Origin of the sequence: Leeuwenhoekiella sp. W20_SRS_FM14 (assembly GCF_052119605.1) — a bacterium.
Classification (GTDB): Bacteria; Bacteroidota; Bacteroidia; order Flavobacteriales; family Flavobacteriaceae; genus Leeuwenhoekiella.
Window position 1 is genome coordinate 14,671 of sequence record NZ_JBGQOK010000007.1, and the last position, 17,701, is coordinate 32,371.

Below are 17,701 nucleotides of genomic sequence, written 5' to 3' on the forward strand. Positions count from 1 at the left end.
TTTTACTGAATATAAAAAAAGCCTTACTGTTGTATCAATAAGGCTTTTTTTTAGTTAGACAATTCCTCTAACTTTTTTCTCCCAATTCCAGGCAGATTTTAAAGCTTCGGCCAATGTAAGCTGCGATTTCCAACCCAGAACTTCGTTAGCTTTTGCCGTGTCTGCGTAAGCAGCTATTACATCTCCTTCTCTTCGGTCAACAATTTTATATGACAAATCAACGCCAGAAACTTCTTCAAAAGTATGTATTACCTCAAGTACAGAACTACCGGTACCCGTACCTAGATTGAAAGTTTCATAATTAGTTTCATTTTTGCCGTCAACTAGTCGCGTTAACGCCATAACGTGTGCTTTTGCAAGATCTACTACGTGAATATAATCTCTAACACAAGTACCATCATTTGTAGGATAATCATTTCCAAAAACTGAAAGCTCCTTGCGTAATCCTGCAGCAGTTTGTGTAATAAAAGGCACTAAATTTTGCGGCACCCCTAAAGGCAACTCTCCTATTTCACAACTCTCATGTGCACCTATAGGATTAAAATAGCGCAGAGCAATAGCATTAAAATTTTCGTAAACTTTAGCCGTATCTCTTATAATCTCTTCACCTATTTGCTTGGTATTACCATAAGGAGATTCCGCAGGTTTCACAGGAGCTTTCTCTGTTATAGGTAACTCATCTGCCTGCCCATAAACAGTACAGGAAGAACTAAAAATAAAATTAGCTGTATCTTTTTTTGTAAGCTCTTGCAATAGATATATTAATGAACTCAAATTGTTTTCATAATACAAAAGCGGTTTGTTTACACTCTCTCCCACAGCTTTAGAAGCTGCGAAGTGAATAGCACCAGATATATCTGAATGTTTTTTAAAGAATGTCGAAACGGCATTACGATCACGAAGATCTATTTTTTCAAAGTCTGGTTTTGTACCTGTAATTTTTTGTATTCCGTCTAGAACAGATTCTGATGCATTTGATAAATCATCAATGATGACTACATCATAACCTGCATTCTGTAACTCTACAACCGTATGCGAACCTATAAAACCAAGACCTCCTGTCACTAATATTTTCAAAATTCTGAAATGTTATTTTCAACGCTTAGCTTTTCTAAAGCTTCGTCAATATTAAAATCTTTTAAAGAGTCTATAATCATATCAGGCGCATATGCATAATTGTTAATATGCTTAGCCTTAGAAACACCAGATAGAGTAAGAATCGTTTTGTATCCCATTTGTATAGAGCCTAGAATATCCGTATCCATAGTATCCCCTATTACGATAGTTTGATCTGTGGTAAGCCCTAATTTTTTTCTGGCTGCACGCATCATTACAGGACTGGGTTTTCCTACCGAAAATGCCTTTCTTCCCGTTGCCTCTTCTATCATCTTCACAATCGCTTTGATACCCAGGTTAGACCAGCCTATTTTCATAGGTGAAGGATCTAAATTTGTTGCAATAAGTTTTGCACCCCCAAGAATCATATCTACGGCCTTATTTGCCATTTCTAAAGTAAAATTGCGCCCCTCGCCAATTACGACATAATCGGGATCCTGTGTCACAAGTGAATAGCCATTTTGATGCAAGCTAGATAATAGCCCACCTTCTCCTAAAACATATGCTGTACCATTAGGTTTTGTAAAGCCCAGAAACCACGCTGTTGCCATGGCGCTGGTGTATACATTTTCTTCCTTAATTTTAATCCCCATTGGGATTAATTTATTGACAACGTCTATTGGACTGCGTTGACTATTATTAGTCATAAACAAAAACGGAATCCCCCGATCCTGTAATGTTTTTATAAATGTATCTGCTCCCGGAATCAAGTCATTACCACTGTAAATAACCCCATCCATATCTATTAAAAATCCTTTATCCATTAGTTGTAGATTTAAGCGTAAAAATAACCTTTAATTACAAAGTTAACAGTCATATACGCTAAAAATTAGTCTTTAAATTCTGTGTCGTAAAAGTGTGTTGCATCATATATTAACTCATCAAGTTTTGTGTTTTCAAGAACGACTCGTGACTCTGTCCAATCTAAATAATTCACAAAATCTTCAACTGCAATCTGGCGGTATTGAGAAACCGTATCTATATTAAAGTAGAGTCTCCCTGTACGTCTTACAAAAAAATCTGCAAGACTATTAGTCATCTCATAATAGACACTGTACCATAATTCTGCGCGTAACAGACGATCATTAGCATCTTGATTTCTAAAATAGTTTATTTTGTTTTTGATTAGGTCCGCTTGCTTTCCGTAGGTAGTAGTTAAATACCAGGCTTTGTACTCTGCATCATCAATGCCCATAACATTTAGCGTATCGGCTAATTTTTTCTGATAGTTTGCAACCTCTTTAGAATTGCGCATCGCATACGAAGTGAGTGCTATATGCTCTGTTCTCGATTCTTCAAACTTCCCTGCGTATTTGTCTTTAAGCTGCTTTAGTACGGTATCGCTAACCCGTTTTGCCATTTTACGATATCCGGTTAACTTTCCGCCGGCTATTGAAATTAAACCACTTTGGCTTATAAATGTCTCGTCTTTTCTTGACAATTCTGAAGGATCTTTTTCATCTTCGTGAATAAGTGGGCGTAATCCTGCCCAACTGGATTGGATATCAGACTCCTCTAAATGTATATCTGGAAATGTTTGATTAACTGCATCTAGCAAATAATTAATGTCTGCTTGTGTAGCCACAACCCGATCTAAACTACCCGAATAGTTAGTATCTGTAGTTCCTACATAGGTGGTTTTACCACGAGGGATAGCAAATATCATTCTGCCATCTGGCACATCAAAATAAAGTGACTGGTGTACCGGCAGCTTTTCTTTTGCAAAAACAAGATGCACCCCTTTAGTAAGATGCAGGTGTTTATTATTCATCGACTCATCCTTTACCCTTAGTTTATCAACCCAGGGTCCGGCTGCAGAAACAAATGTTCTACCGTCAACTTCAAATAAATTTGAGGTATTGTGATCTTTACATGTTACACTGGTGATTTTGCCTTTATGATCGTAGACAAAGTCAATCATCTCTGTATAATTGAGACAAATCGCACCAAAATCTGCTGCTTTTTTAATGAGCTCTATTGTAAGTCGGGCATCATCTGTTCTATACTCAGCATAATAGCCACCTCCCAGCAATGTAGATTCGTCAAGCATAGGTTCACGTGCTATCGTCTCTTCTTTAGTAAGCATACGCCGTTTGTCATCACCTTCTACATTTGCCAGTAAATCATAAACTTTTAACCCCAGAGAAGTCAAAATCTTACCATACTGCCCACCTTCAATAAGGGGCAGGAGCATTTTTTCTGGGATTACAAGATGTGGCGCTAATTTATGCACAATAGCGCGCTCTGTTCCCGATTCTTTTACGAGACCTATTTCCATTTGTTTAAGGTAGCGTAAACCGCCGTGAACCAACTTTGTACTTTTATTGCTGGTTCCTGAAGCAAAATCATTTTTTTCAATTAAACAAACGCTCATTCCTCGCGTTGCTGCGTCTAGTGCGATACCTGCACCGGTAACACCTCCGCCTATAATTACAACATCAAACTTTTTAGATTTTGCTTTTTTGATATAGCGCTTACGGTCTATAATACTAAAACGTAGCGGAGCCTTCTCTTTCTCAATAGTTTCGGCGTAGCCAGAACGTGTGCGTGCTACAGCCAGTTCCCAACCTTCTTTTTTATGGTTACGCGTACGCACATCCATATTTGGCTCAAAAATAGTATCTACATTACGCACTGAAGCAATGTCCTTTTTTGTCCAGATTCCGGCTTTAATTCCCGCCAGAAAAGCAGCTCCCATTGCAGTAACTTCAAGCATTTTAGGGCGATCTACATTTGTATCCAGGATATCTGCCTGAAACTGCATTAGGTAATTATTTACACAGGCACCGCCATCAACTTTTAATTCTTTAAGCTGTTTGCCACTATCTTCTATCATTGCATTAAGAAGATCGCTTACCTGATAGGCCATCGCCTCTATGGTAGCTTTTATAAGCTCCTTTTTACCGGTATTAAATGTTAATCCCTGTATACTTCCTTTTGCATCACTATCCCAGTAAGGAGCCCCCATCCCATTAAATGCAGGCACAAAAAACAAATCTTTAAGTGGCGGAATACTTTTACAGATCGCTTCAGTTTCTAAAGCATTATCTATTAATCCTACTGCATCCCGCAACCACTGTACCGATGCTCCGCCTACGAAAACACTTCCCTCAAGAGCATATTTGTGCGGTTCGTTTTCCAGCGTACAGCACAATGTTGTTATTAAGCCGTTTTTAGAAAACGAAGGCTTCTTACCCGTATTGAGTAACATAAAACAACCCGTACCATAGGTACTTTTTGCCATACCAGACTTGTAACCTCCCTGCCCAAAAAGTGCTGCCTGTTGATCACCTGCTACTCCGTAAATAGGAAAAGAATGTTCCTTAAATTTTAATGTACCAAAGTCTGAAGAGGAAGCCTGAACCTGCGGAAGCATACTACGCGGTATATCTAAGACCTCTAACAGCTCTTCATCCCAGTCAAGGTTTTTAATATTGAAAAGCATCGTTCGGCTGGCATTGGTATGATCTGTAAGGTGTCTACCCGTGAATTTATAAATCAACCAACTATCAACAGTACCAAAAAGCAAATCACCGGCTTCTGCACGTGCCCGCGCACCTTCAACATTATCTAAAATCCATTTTATCTTGGTTGCCGAAAAATAACTATCTATAACCAGACCCGTATTTTTTAAAATATACCGCGCAAGATCCTGTTCGCGCAGCATTTCGCAAATAGATTCGGTACGCTTATCGAGCCAGACGATGGCATTATATACCGGTTCTCCCGTATGCTTATCCCAAACAACTGTGGTCTCTCTTTGGTTTGTAATTCCTATTGCTTTTATTGCATCTAAAGGCACATTTGCCTTAGAAAGAACCTCTTCAAAAGCAGCTTTCTGATCATTATATAAATCTAATGGATCGTGCTCAACCCACCCCGATTGCGGGTAGTATTGTTTAAGTTCCTTCTGAGAAATCGCAACCTCAATACCCTCACGATCAAATAAAATTGCCCGTGTGCTTGTGGTGCCCTGGTCAAATGCTATAATATAAGAATCACTCATAGTAAAATTTATAACGTATTTGATGCTCGTAAACGGCATTAGGTTTTAGTACCGTAGTAGGAAAATTATCGTGGTTAGGCGTATCTGGAAAATGCTGAGGTTCTAAACACAACGCCACCGAAGGTCCTTTTAAAGAAACTCCCTTACCTTTAAAATTTGTCATCCCGTTTGCACTGTAAAATTGCAAGCCGGGTTGTGTACAATGTAAATGCAATTGTAGCTTTTTATCAGAACTCATTAAGATAGCTGCGGGTTGCTGACCTCGATTTTGATTTAAAACATAATTGTGGTCATAGCCCCCTTCAATAGCCGCAATCGCTTCTTTTAAATGGGTTTCTTTTTGTAAATCAAAGGCTGTATTTGCCACAGCTCTTAGTTCTCCCGAAGGAACATTCGCTGGTGTTTTTGGCAAATAATGGGACGCATTAATTTTTAAATAATGGTTTTTAATAGAATCGCTATCCCCTGCTTCAAGGTTAAAATACTCGTGCCGGGTTAAATTTACAATCGTTTCTTTATCTGTTTTTGCTTCAAAACGCATTACCAATTCATTATCTTCCTGAAGCTTAACAAAAAACTGTGTTTTCAGATTTCCGGGAAATCCCTCCTCACCATCAATGCTCGTGTAACTAAAAACCACCTCATCGCCAAGATTCTCAACTTCCCAAAGCTTTTTTCCGAAGGATTCAAAACCACCATGCAATTGATTATTACCCTCATTTGCCGAAAGCGACACTTTTTTACCATCTAAGGCAACCGCTCCAAGCGCTATACGATTTGCATTACGCCCCACAAGTTGACCTATAAACGAAGTGTCTTCTTCATACGATTTTAGATCTTCAAATCCCAGAACAACATCTTCAAAAGAACCGGTACTTGTAGGAACAATTAATTTTTGAAGTATCGCTCCATAAGAGAGAAAGTGTGCCTCCATGCCAGAAGCATTTTTTAACTGTATACTTAAGACAGCGCGACCGTCTTGTGTTTTATCAAAAGGTTGTATTGTAATCAACAGATATTATTTTATAAGGATAAATATATAAAAATGTATTGCCACAATAAGTCTTCAGGATAAGTTTAAATTGTTTCGGTTTACTGCTCTAATAAAGCTTTTATTCTATACTTGCGTCCTTTTTAAACCAATCTTTCCTTTTCTTCGTAAGTTTTTATAATAAAATTAGTCTTATACGCTACCTAAATTTCAGAATGTCTACTCTAAAAATTACCTTATTTCTGCTCCTGACTCCTATTTTATTTTTTGGTCAGAAAAAATCTATAGATAAGTTGTTACAAACTTACAATTCGCAAAGTGTACCTTATATTTCTGTTCAGGAATTGAAGATGAAATCAGACACCTATATAATTTTAGACACTCGAAAAAAAGAAGAGTTTGACGTGAGCCATCTACCTCAAGCAATTTGGGTGGGTGAAAAACCTCAAAAAGAGTTGCTTAAAGATTATATAAACTCAAAAAAATCTATAGTTGTTTATTGTACGGTGGGTATACGCAGTGAAGATTATGGTGAGATACTTAATAAAGAAATGCGAGGTAACATCTATAATCTCTACGGAGGTATTTTTGCATGGAAAGATGCCGGTTACGATTTAAAAGATTCAAATAACAAACCAACCATTAAGGTTCATACTTTTTCAAAAAATTGGGAAGATTATTTAAAAACAGGCATTGCTGTTCATTAATTTTGAAGACAATCAACTAACAAACATCAATGGGCTTACTTAGCAAAAAAGATACTGACGAAAACAAAGACTTTGAGGCAGAATTTCATTTTCCCACATCAGACCGTGCCTTATTAATTTTTACTCGTAATCCAGAACTTGGCAAGGTTAAAACACGCCTGGCTGGCGGCGTAGGTGATGAAGCTGCTCTAGAGATTTATAAATTTTTATTAGCGCACACCGTCTCAATAACAACTGGTTTAACTGCAGACAAACAGGTCTTTTATTCTGAAAAAATACGTTCCGGAGATTTTTGGGATGATGATAAATTCACTAAAAAACTGCAACACGGTAAAGACTTAGGCGAGCGTATGAATAAGGCTTTCGCCCAAGCGTTTAGAGCAGGCTATAAAAAAGCGATTATTATAGGAAGTGATATGTATGATCTCTCTCAACAAGATCTGGAAAAAGCATTTGCTCTACTTGATGATCACGACTTTGTAGTAGGCCCTGCAGAAGACGGCGGTTATTATTTAATCGGGATGACCTTCTTAAAACCTGAACTTTTTCAGGATAAAACCTGGGGTATCGAAACTGTTCTTAAAGACACGCTTGCAAATTTAAAAGAAGAATCTTTTATATTGCTGCCTACTCGTAATGATGTAGATTATTACGAAGATATTAAAGGTATTGAAGCATTTTTCCCATTTTTACCACAACACTTGAAATAATATTTAAAATGAAAAAATTTATAGAAGAGTCTGCGCAGTTTTTAAAAAGTCGCGGATTTGAAGCTCCGGAAGTGGGCATAATTTTAGGAACTGGTCTTGGTCAGTTTGTAGATCAGGTTGACATTATAAGTTCAGTAAGTTATAATCATATACCTAATTTCCCCACTGCTACTGTAGAATTTCATACCGGAAAACTCATTTACGGTACACTAGGCGGTAAAAAAGTAATTGTTATGCAGGGCCGTTTTCATATTTATGAGGGTTATACGCTAAGAGATGTGAGTTACCCTGTACGCGTGATGAAAGAATTGGGTATTCAGAAATTATTAATTAGCAATGCGGCAGGAGCCATAAATCTCAATTTTAAAAAAGGAGAGATTATGCTCATTGAAGACCATATCAACCTGCAAGGAGGATCTCCACTAGCCTTTAAAGGTGTAGAACAATTAGGTTCTCGATTTACCGATATGAGCGCACCTTATGACACTGCAATGCGTGATATTTTAAAACAAATCGCATCAGAAAAAGACATTACTTTACACGAGGGAGTTTATGTTGCGGTCGTTGGTCCACAATTAGAAACACGCGCAGAATATAGATACTTAAAAATTATTGGGGCAGACACAGTAGGTATGAGTACTGTTCCTGAAGTAATTGTCGCAAACCATTTAGATTTGCCGGTCGCAGCTCTAAGTGTAGTTACAGATGAGTGTGATCCTGAAAATTTACAACCTGTAGATATCGCAGATATTATGGCTGCAGCAGGTAAAGCAGAATCAGATATGGTTGTTCTTTTTAAAGAACTTATAGAAAGACTATAAACCATCTCGCCAGAATTTTAATTTACTAATGTTCAAACCCTCGCAGGTTTAACCACGAGGGTTTAAAATTTTAATTTGGTTTTAAAACCAAAAGCTAATAAAAACCGTAACTACTGTGTAGTTATTGCAAACTCATAACTTAAAAAACATTAAAATGGCAGCTAACAATTATTATGATCCCGCAGACCTTAGAAAATTTGGGAAAATCACCGAATGGAGTGAAGAACTGGGTACTAAATTTTTTGATTACTACGGAAAAGTTTTTGAAGAAGGCGCTCTTACCGCCCGAGAGAAAGCATTGATTGCTCTTGCCGTTGCACACACAGAACAGTGCCCCTATTGCATAGATGCATACACTAAAGATACACTACAACGTGGGGTTACTAAAGAACAAATGATGGAAGCAATTCATGTAGGCGCTGCAATTAAAAGCGGGGCTACTTTAGTGCACGGCACTATGATGATGAATAAAGTGAATAAGCTAGAAATGTAAAAGTTAGATTCAATATCTATCAACTTAATACTATCTTAGTCCTGCTGAAAAAGAAAAAAAAACCTCTATGTCTGTTACCAAAACAAAAAAATCATTACATAAACGTCACGATGACCTGGCTCAAGCTAATAAGCAACTTGAGATTTTGTCAGGTGGTATTTTTGCCGATGGTGAACTCCCTACTTTTGCTGAAAAAATTAAGGAAACTAATCAGTTTCCGCTTCGACCTAAAAAACTCGAAATCCTACAAATTAATGTAGGCTATATGTGTAATCAGGTGTGCGAGCACTGCCATGTAGATGCCGGTCCAGACCGTAAAGAAATAATGACATGGGAAACCATGGAGCAGTGTCTTGAAGTGATTAAAAATACAGGAGCACATACCCTTGATTTGACCGGTGGTGCGCCTGAGATGAATCCTAATTTTAGACGATTTGTCGAAGAAGCCAGCAAAGCCGGAATCAAAGATTTTATCGTGCGCAGTAACCTGACGATCATTCGCGCCAATAAAAAATACTACGACTTACCTGAGTTTTTCAAAAAGCACAACGTTCACGTAGTAAGCTCTATGCCGCACTGGACCCGCGGTAAAACAGACAAACAACGTGGTGAAGGTGTTTTTGACCTTTCTATTAAAGCATTGCAGGAGTTAAATGCAGTAGGTTACGGGATGCCAGATAGCGATTTACGCCTAGATCTGGTTTATAATCCTAATGGTGCGTATCTGCCTTCTGATCAGGCTGGGATGGAGAAAGATTTCAAAAAAGCATTGTACGAGGATTTCAATATTCAGTTTCATAACCTTTTTGCGATCACCAATTTACCTATCGCCCGTTTTCTGGATTATCTGATTGCTTCAGAAAACTACGAAGATTATATGTATCAATTGGTTGAGGCGTATAATCCTGCTGCTGTAGAAAATGTGATGTGTACCAATACGATTTCCATTAGCTGGGATGGCTGGTTATATGATTGCGATTTTAACCAGATGCTCGACTTAAAAGTAAATAGTAAAGTGAAGCATATTTCAGATTATAATGAAGATTTGCTTAACGATCGTAATATCATCATTTCGCAACATTGCTATGGTTGTACTGCCGGTGCCGGGAGTAGCTGTCAGGGAACTGTTGCTTAATATTTAAGGCCATAGACCAGAAAACCGCCATAATACTATTTGCGCGTTCTGCGCAGCAAGATGCAAAGCAAAAACGCTTCCGTAATGGAGTGCAGGTTTTTGATGCGCTCAATAAGCACGCTGTCAAAACGGTCAAAAAAACAGGACTTCCTTATTTTATTTATTCCGAAGAAAAACAAATCGGTTCGAATTTTGGCGAGCGTTTTACACAGGCAATTCAGGAAATCTACGCCTTAGGTTTTGAGAATATCATCACCATTGGTAATGACAGTCCGCATCTTACGGCGACCCACATACTCGAAGCCAATCAACACCTGAAAGAAAATCCTATTGTTTTAGGACCTTCAGCTGATGGTGGTTTTTACCTGATGGGATTGAAAAAATCGCATTTTAATCCTGATTCTTTTTTAAAATTACCCTGGCAAACCGAAGCCTTAACCTCAAGTATTTTAAGGCTCGTTCACGCTAAAAAAATTGAAGCGATCCTACTTGACAGGCTTCAGGATCTCGATTCTGTAGCAGATATTGAGGCATTGCTTCAGTCACAAAAATCGTTACATTACACGATAGGTCAATTGCTTTTAAATGCTCTTGAAAAATCGTTCAGCTTACCTTTAATTCAGCCTTTTTGGGTTGAAACCTTTCACGCAAGTAACTACTTCAATAAAGGATCACCGGTTTTATTTTCCGCATAAATCTATTTCGCTTTTGCGATCCTACGCCGCTCTACCGGCAGTTATTTATTATTCCAAAAACAAAAAATGAAACACCTCTATTTGGGGCTTATGCTTATGCTATGCGCGTGGGTACAAGGCCAAACTTTAATTAACGGAACCGTCACTACTGCCGTTGATGGCACTACCATCCCATTTGTAAATGTTATTGCCGTAAATGCAGACGCCGCTACCATTACAGATGAAAACGGAAATTACAGCATTACAATACCCGAAAAAACCACACAACTTCGCTTCTCGGCGATAGGGTTTATCACACAAACCGAAACGGTAAACGGACGTTCTCAAATCAATGTAATTCTTCAGGAATCGACTACTAATCTTGATGAAGTGGTGATTACTGCTTTAGGTCTCGAACGCGAAACCAAAGAACTGGGTTACGTGGTACAAACCATTCAAGCTGAACAAGTATCTGAGGTAAAAGCACCCAACTTTTTAGACAACCTGGCCGGTAAACTTGCCGGGGTTACCATATCCCAAGGCGCAACAGGCGTGGGCTCTTCCTCTAAAATCACCATTCGTGGGGAAGCTTCTTTTTCTAATAACAATCCGTTGTTTATTGTAGATGGTACTCCCATTAATAACAATACGGTTTTTAATAATACTAACGAAGCGGCTGCCGGTTTTCAAGAAATTGATTTTGGTAACGGCGCGATGGAAGTAAACCCGGATGATATCGCTTCGGTAAGTGTTCTTAAAGGCCCTAGTGCTGCGGCTCTTTATGGAACGCGTGCTTCAAACGGAGTAATCATTATTGAAACTAAAAATGGAAGCAAAAGCAAAGGACTGGGAATTAGCATTAACACTTCGGTTTTTGTAGATACGCCTTTTAAACTTCCTGAATTTCAAAATAAATACGGACAGGGAAACTCGGGTCAGTTTGCGTTTGTAGATGGTCTGGGTGGCGGCGTTAATGACCTTATCTCGTATTCCTGGGGACCTCGTCTCGATCAGGGAACACTAATCGCACAGTTTGATTCTCCTGTAACCTTACCTGACGGAAGCGTGGTGCGTGGTGGAGATACCTCATTATACAGCGGGTTACCGATCACCCCTACTCCGTTTAACTCACATCCCGATAATCTTAAAGATTTTTACGAGACCGGAGTGACCACAATTAACAATGTGGCTATCGGCAGTAGTTTTGATAAAGGAAACTACCGTATTTCATTTACAGATTTACGCAGTGAATCTATCATTCCCGGAGTGAATCTCGATCGACAGACAGTGGCTACCAAGCTTAACTTTAAACCCACAGAGAAGACCACTTTTAATACTTCGATTAGTTATGTCAACTCAAGTAGCGACAACCGCCCGTCTAATGGCTACGGTAGTGAAAACGTAAATTATTCATTGGTTGCCTGGGGACCGCGTTCTTTAGATATGAACAGCCTGCGCAACTACTGGCAACCGGGACTTGAAGGGGTGCAGCATTATTCATTTAACTACACTTATTTTGACAACCCATTTTTTACGATGTATGAAAACCGAAACTCCTTCAATCGGGATCGTGTTTTTGGAAATATGTCTATCAAACACAATTTTACAGATAATTTAAGTTTAGCCGTGCGCACCGGGATGGATTATTCTTCAGAAACCCGCCAATTGCGCAGAGCCTTTAGTTCTAACCGTTTTAAAAACGGTGGGTATGCAGAGCACGACGTATTTTACCGCGAGATCAACACTGATTTTCTATTGAATTACAACAAGATTATTGGTGATGTTTCTTTAGATGTTTCTTTAGGTGGAAACCGTCTGGATCAAAAAGCTTCGACCAAGCAATCACAAACGGTGAACCTCGCACAGCCGGGCATTTTCAACCTGAATAATGCTGCGTCACCCATTGATGTATTTCAGTTTGAATCGAATAAACGCATCAATTCCTTCTACGGAATCGCAAAACTGGGCTACAAAGATTACTTGTTTTTAGACATTACCGGCCGTAACGATTGGTCGAGTGCCCTAGCAACTCCATTTTCAGTAGATGGGACTTCGTTCTTTTATCCTTCGGCATCAGCAAGTTTTATTCTTTCTGAAGTCGCTCAATTACCGGAAACATTCTCGTACGTTCAACTTCGTGCCAGTGTGGCTCAGGTGGGTAACGACACTCAGGCGTACCAGACTTCGGGAGCATTTATTTCACAAACGCCTTACGCAGGACAGCCTACCTTCAGTAATCAAAATTTTATACCGAATTCCAACTTAAAACCAGAGCAAACCACCTCGTATGAAGTGGGTGCAGATATTCGATTTTTGAAAGATCGTATCAAACTGGATGCGACCTATTACAATGCCCTGACACGAGACCAAATTATCTCATTGCCTATCGCTATTTCTTCGGGTTACAATCAGCAAGTGGTAAATGGCGGCGAAGTACGCACGCAGGGAGTAGAACTTATTCTTGCTGCAACACCGCTTTTAACTTCAGAATTTAAATGGAATACTACCTTCAACTTTAGCACCAGTACTTCTCGGGTAGAAAGTCTTCCGCAGTCTGATGGGCGTTTGACCTTGGCTTTCAGTCGTATTTACGACAGTGCCAACCAGACTGTTTGGTTTCAGGTAGAAGAAGGTGGTCAAATAGGCGACATTTACGGTACCGGTTATCAAAAAACAGATGACGGTCAGTTTATCTTAACTGCTAATGGAAGCTATATTGCAGATAACAATCTTAAGAAAATAGGGAATTACACGCCAGACTTTATGCTGGGCTGGAACAATAATTTTACCTACAAAAACTGGAACCTCAGCTTCCTATTTGACTGGCGACAAGGCGGCGAACTCGTTTCCCGTACGCGTGCTTTAGGAACGGTAGGGGGTCAACTTGCAGAAACTGCAAATCGCCCTGAAGAAGGTATTGTGCCTCAAGGTGTAATAAATACGGGAACAGCAGACAATCCGCAATATGTACCTAATACAACAGCAGTTTCCGCAGAAACCTATTACAGACAATTTTACGATCGTAACCACGAGGAAAATAACATGTATGATGCTTCTTTTCTAAAACTGCGTCAATTTTCCGTAGGATATACTTTTAAACTCAAAGACGGTTTTCTAGGTCTTTCTGAAGGAGTGGATCTTGATATCGCTTTAGTAGGACGTAACCTTTTTGCGATTTCTGAAATTCCACATTTTGACCCGGAGCAACTTGCCGTGCAAGGTACCGGTTTTGTGAGCGGTGTTGAAGATATGAGTTATGCGACAACCAGAAGCATCGGCCTTAAAGCAGGATTTAATTTCTAAGAGCCTTAAAGGCTATCTAAACGTTTAAAAGATGAAAAACACACTCTATAAAATTCTAATCCTAAGTCTGGGACTTTTCACCGCCTGTACAGCAGATTTTGAAGAAAAAAACACCAATCCCAATGCACCGGTAACCGTGCAACCCAGTCTTTTATTGAGACAGGTGATCTACGATTTTGGCGAACAAATGAGTTACGAAGGTTTTGCTGCCGGTGATTTACTAGCACAACACCGCACCGCGTTAGACTTTAACTTATTTGACCGCCACGCACTCAAATCACCACAGCTGGGAGGAAATCCCTGGCCGATTTTTTATACCAACCTGCGCGATAACGAACTTTTATTAAAACAGGCCCAAAGCAACGAAACCTTTAAAGTTTATGAAGGTCCGGCTTTGATTTTAAAAGCCTATATGGCTCAGGGACTTACCGATCTTTTTGGTGATGTTCCGTATTTTGAAGCCTTTAATGGGATTGATGGCACCGTTACGGCTCCTTACGATGCTCAGGAAGATATTTATCTAGCCGAAGGTGGGATTCTGGATAATCTCGATAAGGGAATTTTAGCCTTAAACGCTTACACGGGAGCAGTGGCTCTAGAAGGCGACCTTCTATTTTCCGGAAATCTGGATAAATGGGTTCTATTTGCAAACTCGCTAAAGCTGAAAGCTTTGATGCGTATTTCTAGTAAAGAAGATGTAGCCTCACAAATCGAAGCGATTTTTTCTGAAGGAAACTACATCATGACCAATGCAGACAATGCGACTTTTGATTTTACAAACAGTGCTCCTAATAGTTTTCGCTTTGCGCAACTGCGTGCAGGAGATTTTAACAACTTCGTCCTTTCTGAAACTATGGAAGAAATCTTAACCGATTTAAATGACGATCGTATCGAGGTATTTTTTAGACCGTTTGCAAACTCAACTACCGGAACCTTTAACGGACTAATCAACGGGATCAACGCTTCACAAACCTCTATTGAACCGGCGAACTATTCCCGTGCAGGAACCCTTTTTAGAGAAAACACTTCAGAATTGAATGCCAATTTTATGACGAGTTGGGAAACGCAGTTTATTCTGGCAGAAGCAGCAGCTAAAAACTACATCACGGCAGATGCAGCTACTTTATACAATACAGGTGTACAGCAAGCTTTTGAGTATTGGCTAACCGATTTACCGGCAGACTATTTAACCGGACCGGCTGCTTATAATGCAGCAGGTACGACTCCGCTGCAGCAAATAAGCACTCAAAAATGGATTGCCAATATTATAAATGGATATGAAGGCTGGGTAGAATGGAGACGTACCGGTTTTCCTACTTTTAAACCGGTTGCCGCAAGTCTTAATGACGGTTTGATTCCTGTGCGCATGCCGTATCCCGCAGAGGAAGAAGCCTTAAATGCAGATAATTATAATAGTGCCGCTCAAGCCACTAATGGGAACAGTCTGGACGTAGCTGTTTGGTGGGATGAATAGAACTTTAAATAAAAAATAAACAATTTGAATATTGAAATCTGGCAATGGGGATTAATCATCGTATCAAGTTTGATACTGTTTTTCCTGTCCCCATTGGCAAAAACAACAGACGACTTTTTTAAAGCTACGCATCGCAAAAAAGCACCTAATGTGTTTATGCTAACCGGAAGCCTTATCATCTCCTGGATTTTTGCCAAGAGTATTACCAATGCAGCCAATCTGGGATTGGAGTTTGGTATAGTAGGGGGTGTCGCCTATGCTGCCTATTACCTCTCTTTTGCAATCGCAGGTATTCTTATTTACTCTATTCGCACCCGGGGCGGATATACAAGTTTGCATGAATTTTTCACCTCACGATTTGGCAAAAACGCCATGCGTGTGTTTTCTATATTAATCGCTATAAGGCTTTTTAACGAGGTCTGGAGTAACACAATGGTAATAGGGAGTTATTTTGGAGATATGGGCAGCACGCCCTATTATGCTTCGATAATCGTATTCACCTTGCTTACTCTGGCATACTCGTTAAAAGGGGGATTGAGTAGTTCAATTTTTACCGATGTAATTCAAATGGGATTATTCAGCATCTTGCTCTTTGTGATTTTATCGAGTATTTATTCAACTACAGATTTTACGGTAAGTGAGACCGTAAACAGCGGTGTTTGGAGCTTTGATATGGGTTTAAATTTACTTTTGGCCGCACTGTTACAATCCTTCAGTTATCCATTTCACGATCCTGTTTTAACAGACCGTGCTTTTTTAAGTTCGCCAAAAGTTACCCTAAGAAGTTTTCTTCTGGCAAGCGTTTTGGGCGGAGCTTGTATCATTCTCTTTAGCATCATAGGTATTTACGCCAAGTCAATGGGAATGCAGGGTCAGGCTGCTGTAGAAGTGGGTAAAGCTTTTGGTACGGTTATTTTATTGATTATCAATTTTATAATGATCACTTCAGCAGCTTCTACTTTAGACTCTACGTTTTCGTCATTTTCTAAACTGGCAGCGATTGATTTAAAACTGGGCGAAAGTATTTCGGTGGGTAGAATTGCCATGTGTATTCTGGTGGTTTTAGGAACCATTCCGATATTTCTGGATGCTGAAATTTTATCGGCAACCACCATATCCGGAACCATGGTTATTGGCCTTACTCCTATTTTCTTTTTCTGGAAATTACCTGCGCCTAAAATCAGTTTCTACCTCAGTATTTTTTGTGGAATTGGCTTTGGATTTTTATTGATTTTTAACCTCATCCCAAAATCGTGGATTTTAACCACCGGCCCTTATGCAGATTTGCTTTGGGTAAATATTTGGGGCATATTTTCATGTTTAATTTTATATATGATTCCGGCATGGATAAAACTGTGGTAAATCAGCTTAGGTCAGGCCAGGAGGGAACTCAAAGCAAACAGCCTTTGACTTCGGGGCAAGCCTCTAAGCATTCCCATCTCGATAATCGCGTGAATTTAGGTTCGCTAAGCGGAAAAGCACTGCTTTTTGGTGGCGTGTACAGCAATCTTCAGGCTTTAGAAAAACTGAAGCAGATTGCTGAATCTCAAAATATCCCACCAGAAAATTGTATCTGTACCGGCGATATTGTGGGCTATTGTGCACAGCCGGAAGAAGTCGTGCAACTCTTTAAAATTTGGGGCGCTCACAGTATTTTGGGCAACGTAGAAATTCAGTTGCGAGATGGTGCCGAAGATTGCGGTTGCGACTTCAGAAAAGGTTCACGCTGTGATGGCTTCTCCCAAATGTGGTTTCCGTATGCGCAAAGTAAACTCAGTAAAAATTCACTCGATTATATTGCAACGTTGCCTAATCATATCGACTTCCACTTTGCGGGAAAAGATATTACCGTTGTTCACGGCGATTTTTTTAATGTATCAGAATTCGTTTACAAATCAACCGACTGGAAACTCAAGCAAGCCAATTTTGAAACCACTCAGGCCGATGTGATTATTGCAGGGCATTGCGGGTTACCATTTCATCATGAAAACGAGGATAAGCTTTGGCTGAATCCCGGAGTGATCGGGATGCCGGCAAACGATGGTACTCCTAATGTTTGGTACGCGACTTTAGAAGAGCAAAATGGGGAGTTGAGGTTTTCGCATCATACGATGGATTACAACTACAAGCTGGCAAATGCCAAAATGCAAAATGACTTTTTACCGCAGGAATATGCGCGTACATTAATTACAGGAATATGGGACAACACCGAAATTCTGCCGCCTTATGAAAGCGGTTTGCAGGGTTTCGGTATTCAATTATAAAGATTTT

14 protein-coding genes are annotated in these 17,701 nt (G+C 39.6%); 10 read left to right on the forward strand and 4 right to left on the reverse strand.

Annotation, left to right across the window (positions count from 1 at the left end; translation table 11 throughout):
• Positions 1-54 precede the first annotated feature (54 nt).
• The 4 genes from galE to ACEN25_RS12740 all read right to left on the reverse strand — a co-directional run bounded on the left by galE (position 55) and on the right by ACEN25_RS12740 (position 6,134).
• A complete protein-coding gene (gene galE, locus ACEN25_RS12725) occupies positions 55-1,077 on the reverse strand; it encodes a UDP-glucose 4-epimerase GalE (RefSeq protein ID WP_441803252.1) in 1,023 nt (340 codons plus the stop codon).
• A complete protein-coding gene (locus ACEN25_RS12730; RefSeq protein ID WP_028377512.1) occupies positions 1,074-1,880 on the reverse strand; it encodes an HAD-IIA family hydrolase in 807 nt (268 codons plus the stop codon). Before ACEN25_RS12730 ends, galE begins: the two co-directional genes overlap by 4 nt.
• A gap of 65 nt (positions 1,881-1,945) precedes the next feature.
• Positions 1,946-5,122 carry a glycerol kinase GlpK gene (gene glpK, locus ACEN25_RS12735; protein ID WP_441803253.1) on the reverse strand — a complete coding sequence of 1,059 codons (3,177 nt, stop codon included), beginning with the start codon at positions 5,120-5,122 and terminating at the stop codon, positions 1,946-1,948.
• Positions 5,115-6,134, reverse strand: a complete 1,020-nt coding sequence (locus tag ACEN25_RS12740) for an aldose epimerase family protein (protein ID WP_441803254.1) — start codon at positions 6,132-6,134, stop codon at positions 5,115-5,117. The genes glpK and ACEN25_RS12740 overlap by 8 nt, the downstream gene beginning before the upstream one ends.
• Before the next feature lie 194 nt (positions 6,135-6,328).
• Here ACEN25_RS12740 and ACEN25_RS12745 point away from each other — a divergent pair, with 194 nt between their 5' ends.
• The 10 genes from ACEN25_RS12745 to ACEN25_RS12790 all read left to right on the forward strand — a co-directional run bounded on the left by ACEN25_RS12745 (position 6,329) and on the right by ACEN25_RS12790 (position 17,694).
• Positions 6,329-6,820 (forward strand): rhodanese-like domain-containing protein, encoded by a 492-nt coding sequence (locus ACEN25_RS12745; RefSeq protein ID WP_441803255.1) that lies wholly within the window; start codon positions 6,329-6,331, stop codon positions 6,818-6,820.
• A gap of 29 nt (positions 6,821-6,849) precedes the next feature.
• A complete protein-coding gene (locus ACEN25_RS12750) occupies positions 6,850-7,530 on the forward strand; it encodes a TIGR04282 family arsenosugar biosynthesis glycosyltransferase (RefSeq protein ID WP_441803256.1) in 681 nt (226 codons plus the stop codon).
• Between the two features lie 8 nt (positions 7,531-7,538).
• Positions 7,539-8,351 carry a purine-nucleoside phosphorylase gene (locus tag ACEN25_RS12755; RefSeq protein WP_441803257.1) on the forward strand — a complete coding sequence of 271 codons (813 nt, stop codon included), beginning with the start codon at positions 7,539-7,541 and terminating at the stop codon, positions 8,349-8,351.
• Between the two features lie 154 nt (positions 8,352-8,505).
• On the forward strand, positions 8,506-8,844 hold the full coding sequence (locus ACEN25_RS12760; RefSeq protein WP_028377507.1) for an arsenosugar biosynthesis-associated peroxidase-like protein: 339 nt from the start codon (positions 8,506-8,508) through the stop codon (positions 8,842-8,844).
• 67 nt (positions 8,845-8,911) lie between these two features.
• Complete coding sequence (gene arsS, locus ACEN25_RS12765) at positions 8,912-9,979, forward strand: arsenosugar biosynthesis radical SAM (seleno)protein ArsS (RefSeq protein WP_441803258.1); 1,068 nt, start codon at positions 8,912-8,914, stop codon at positions 9,977-9,979.
• A gap of 89 nt (positions 9,980-10,068) precedes the next feature.
• Entirely contained in the window at positions 10,069-10,674 is a 606-nt protein-coding gene (locus tag ACEN25_RS12770; protein WP_441803259.1) for a TIGR04282 family arsenosugar biosynthesis glycosyltransferase, read from the forward strand.
• A gap of 66 nt (positions 10,675-10,740) precedes the next feature.
• The gene (locus tag ACEN25_RS12775) at positions 10,741-13,956 is read left to right on the forward strand and encodes a SusC/RagA family TonB-linked outer membrane protein (protein WP_441803260.1); all 3,216 of its coding nucleotides are present in this window, start codon (positions 10,741-10,743) and stop codon (positions 13,954-13,956) included.
• Positions 13,957-13,987: 31 nt separating this feature from the next.
• Positions 13,988-15,430: a SusD/RagB family nutrient-binding outer membrane lipoprotein gene (locus ACEN25_RS12780; RefSeq protein ID WP_441803261.1), complete on the forward strand. Its 1,443-nt coding sequence runs from the start codon at positions 13,988-13,990 to the stop codon at positions 15,428-15,430.
• 24 nt (positions 15,431-15,454) lie between these two features.
• A complete protein-coding gene (locus ACEN25_RS12785) occupies positions 15,455-16,792 on the forward strand; it encodes a sodium:solute symporter (protein WP_441803262.1) in 1,338 nt (445 codons plus the stop codon).
• On the forward strand, positions 16,774-17,694 hold the full coding sequence (locus ACEN25_RS12790; protein ID WP_441803263.1) for a metallophosphoesterase family protein: 921 nt from the start codon (positions 16,774-16,776) through the stop codon (positions 17,692-17,694). Before ACEN25_RS12785 ends, ACEN25_RS12790 begins: the two co-directional genes overlap by 19 nt.
• Positions 17,695-17,701: the final 7 nt, after the last annotated feature.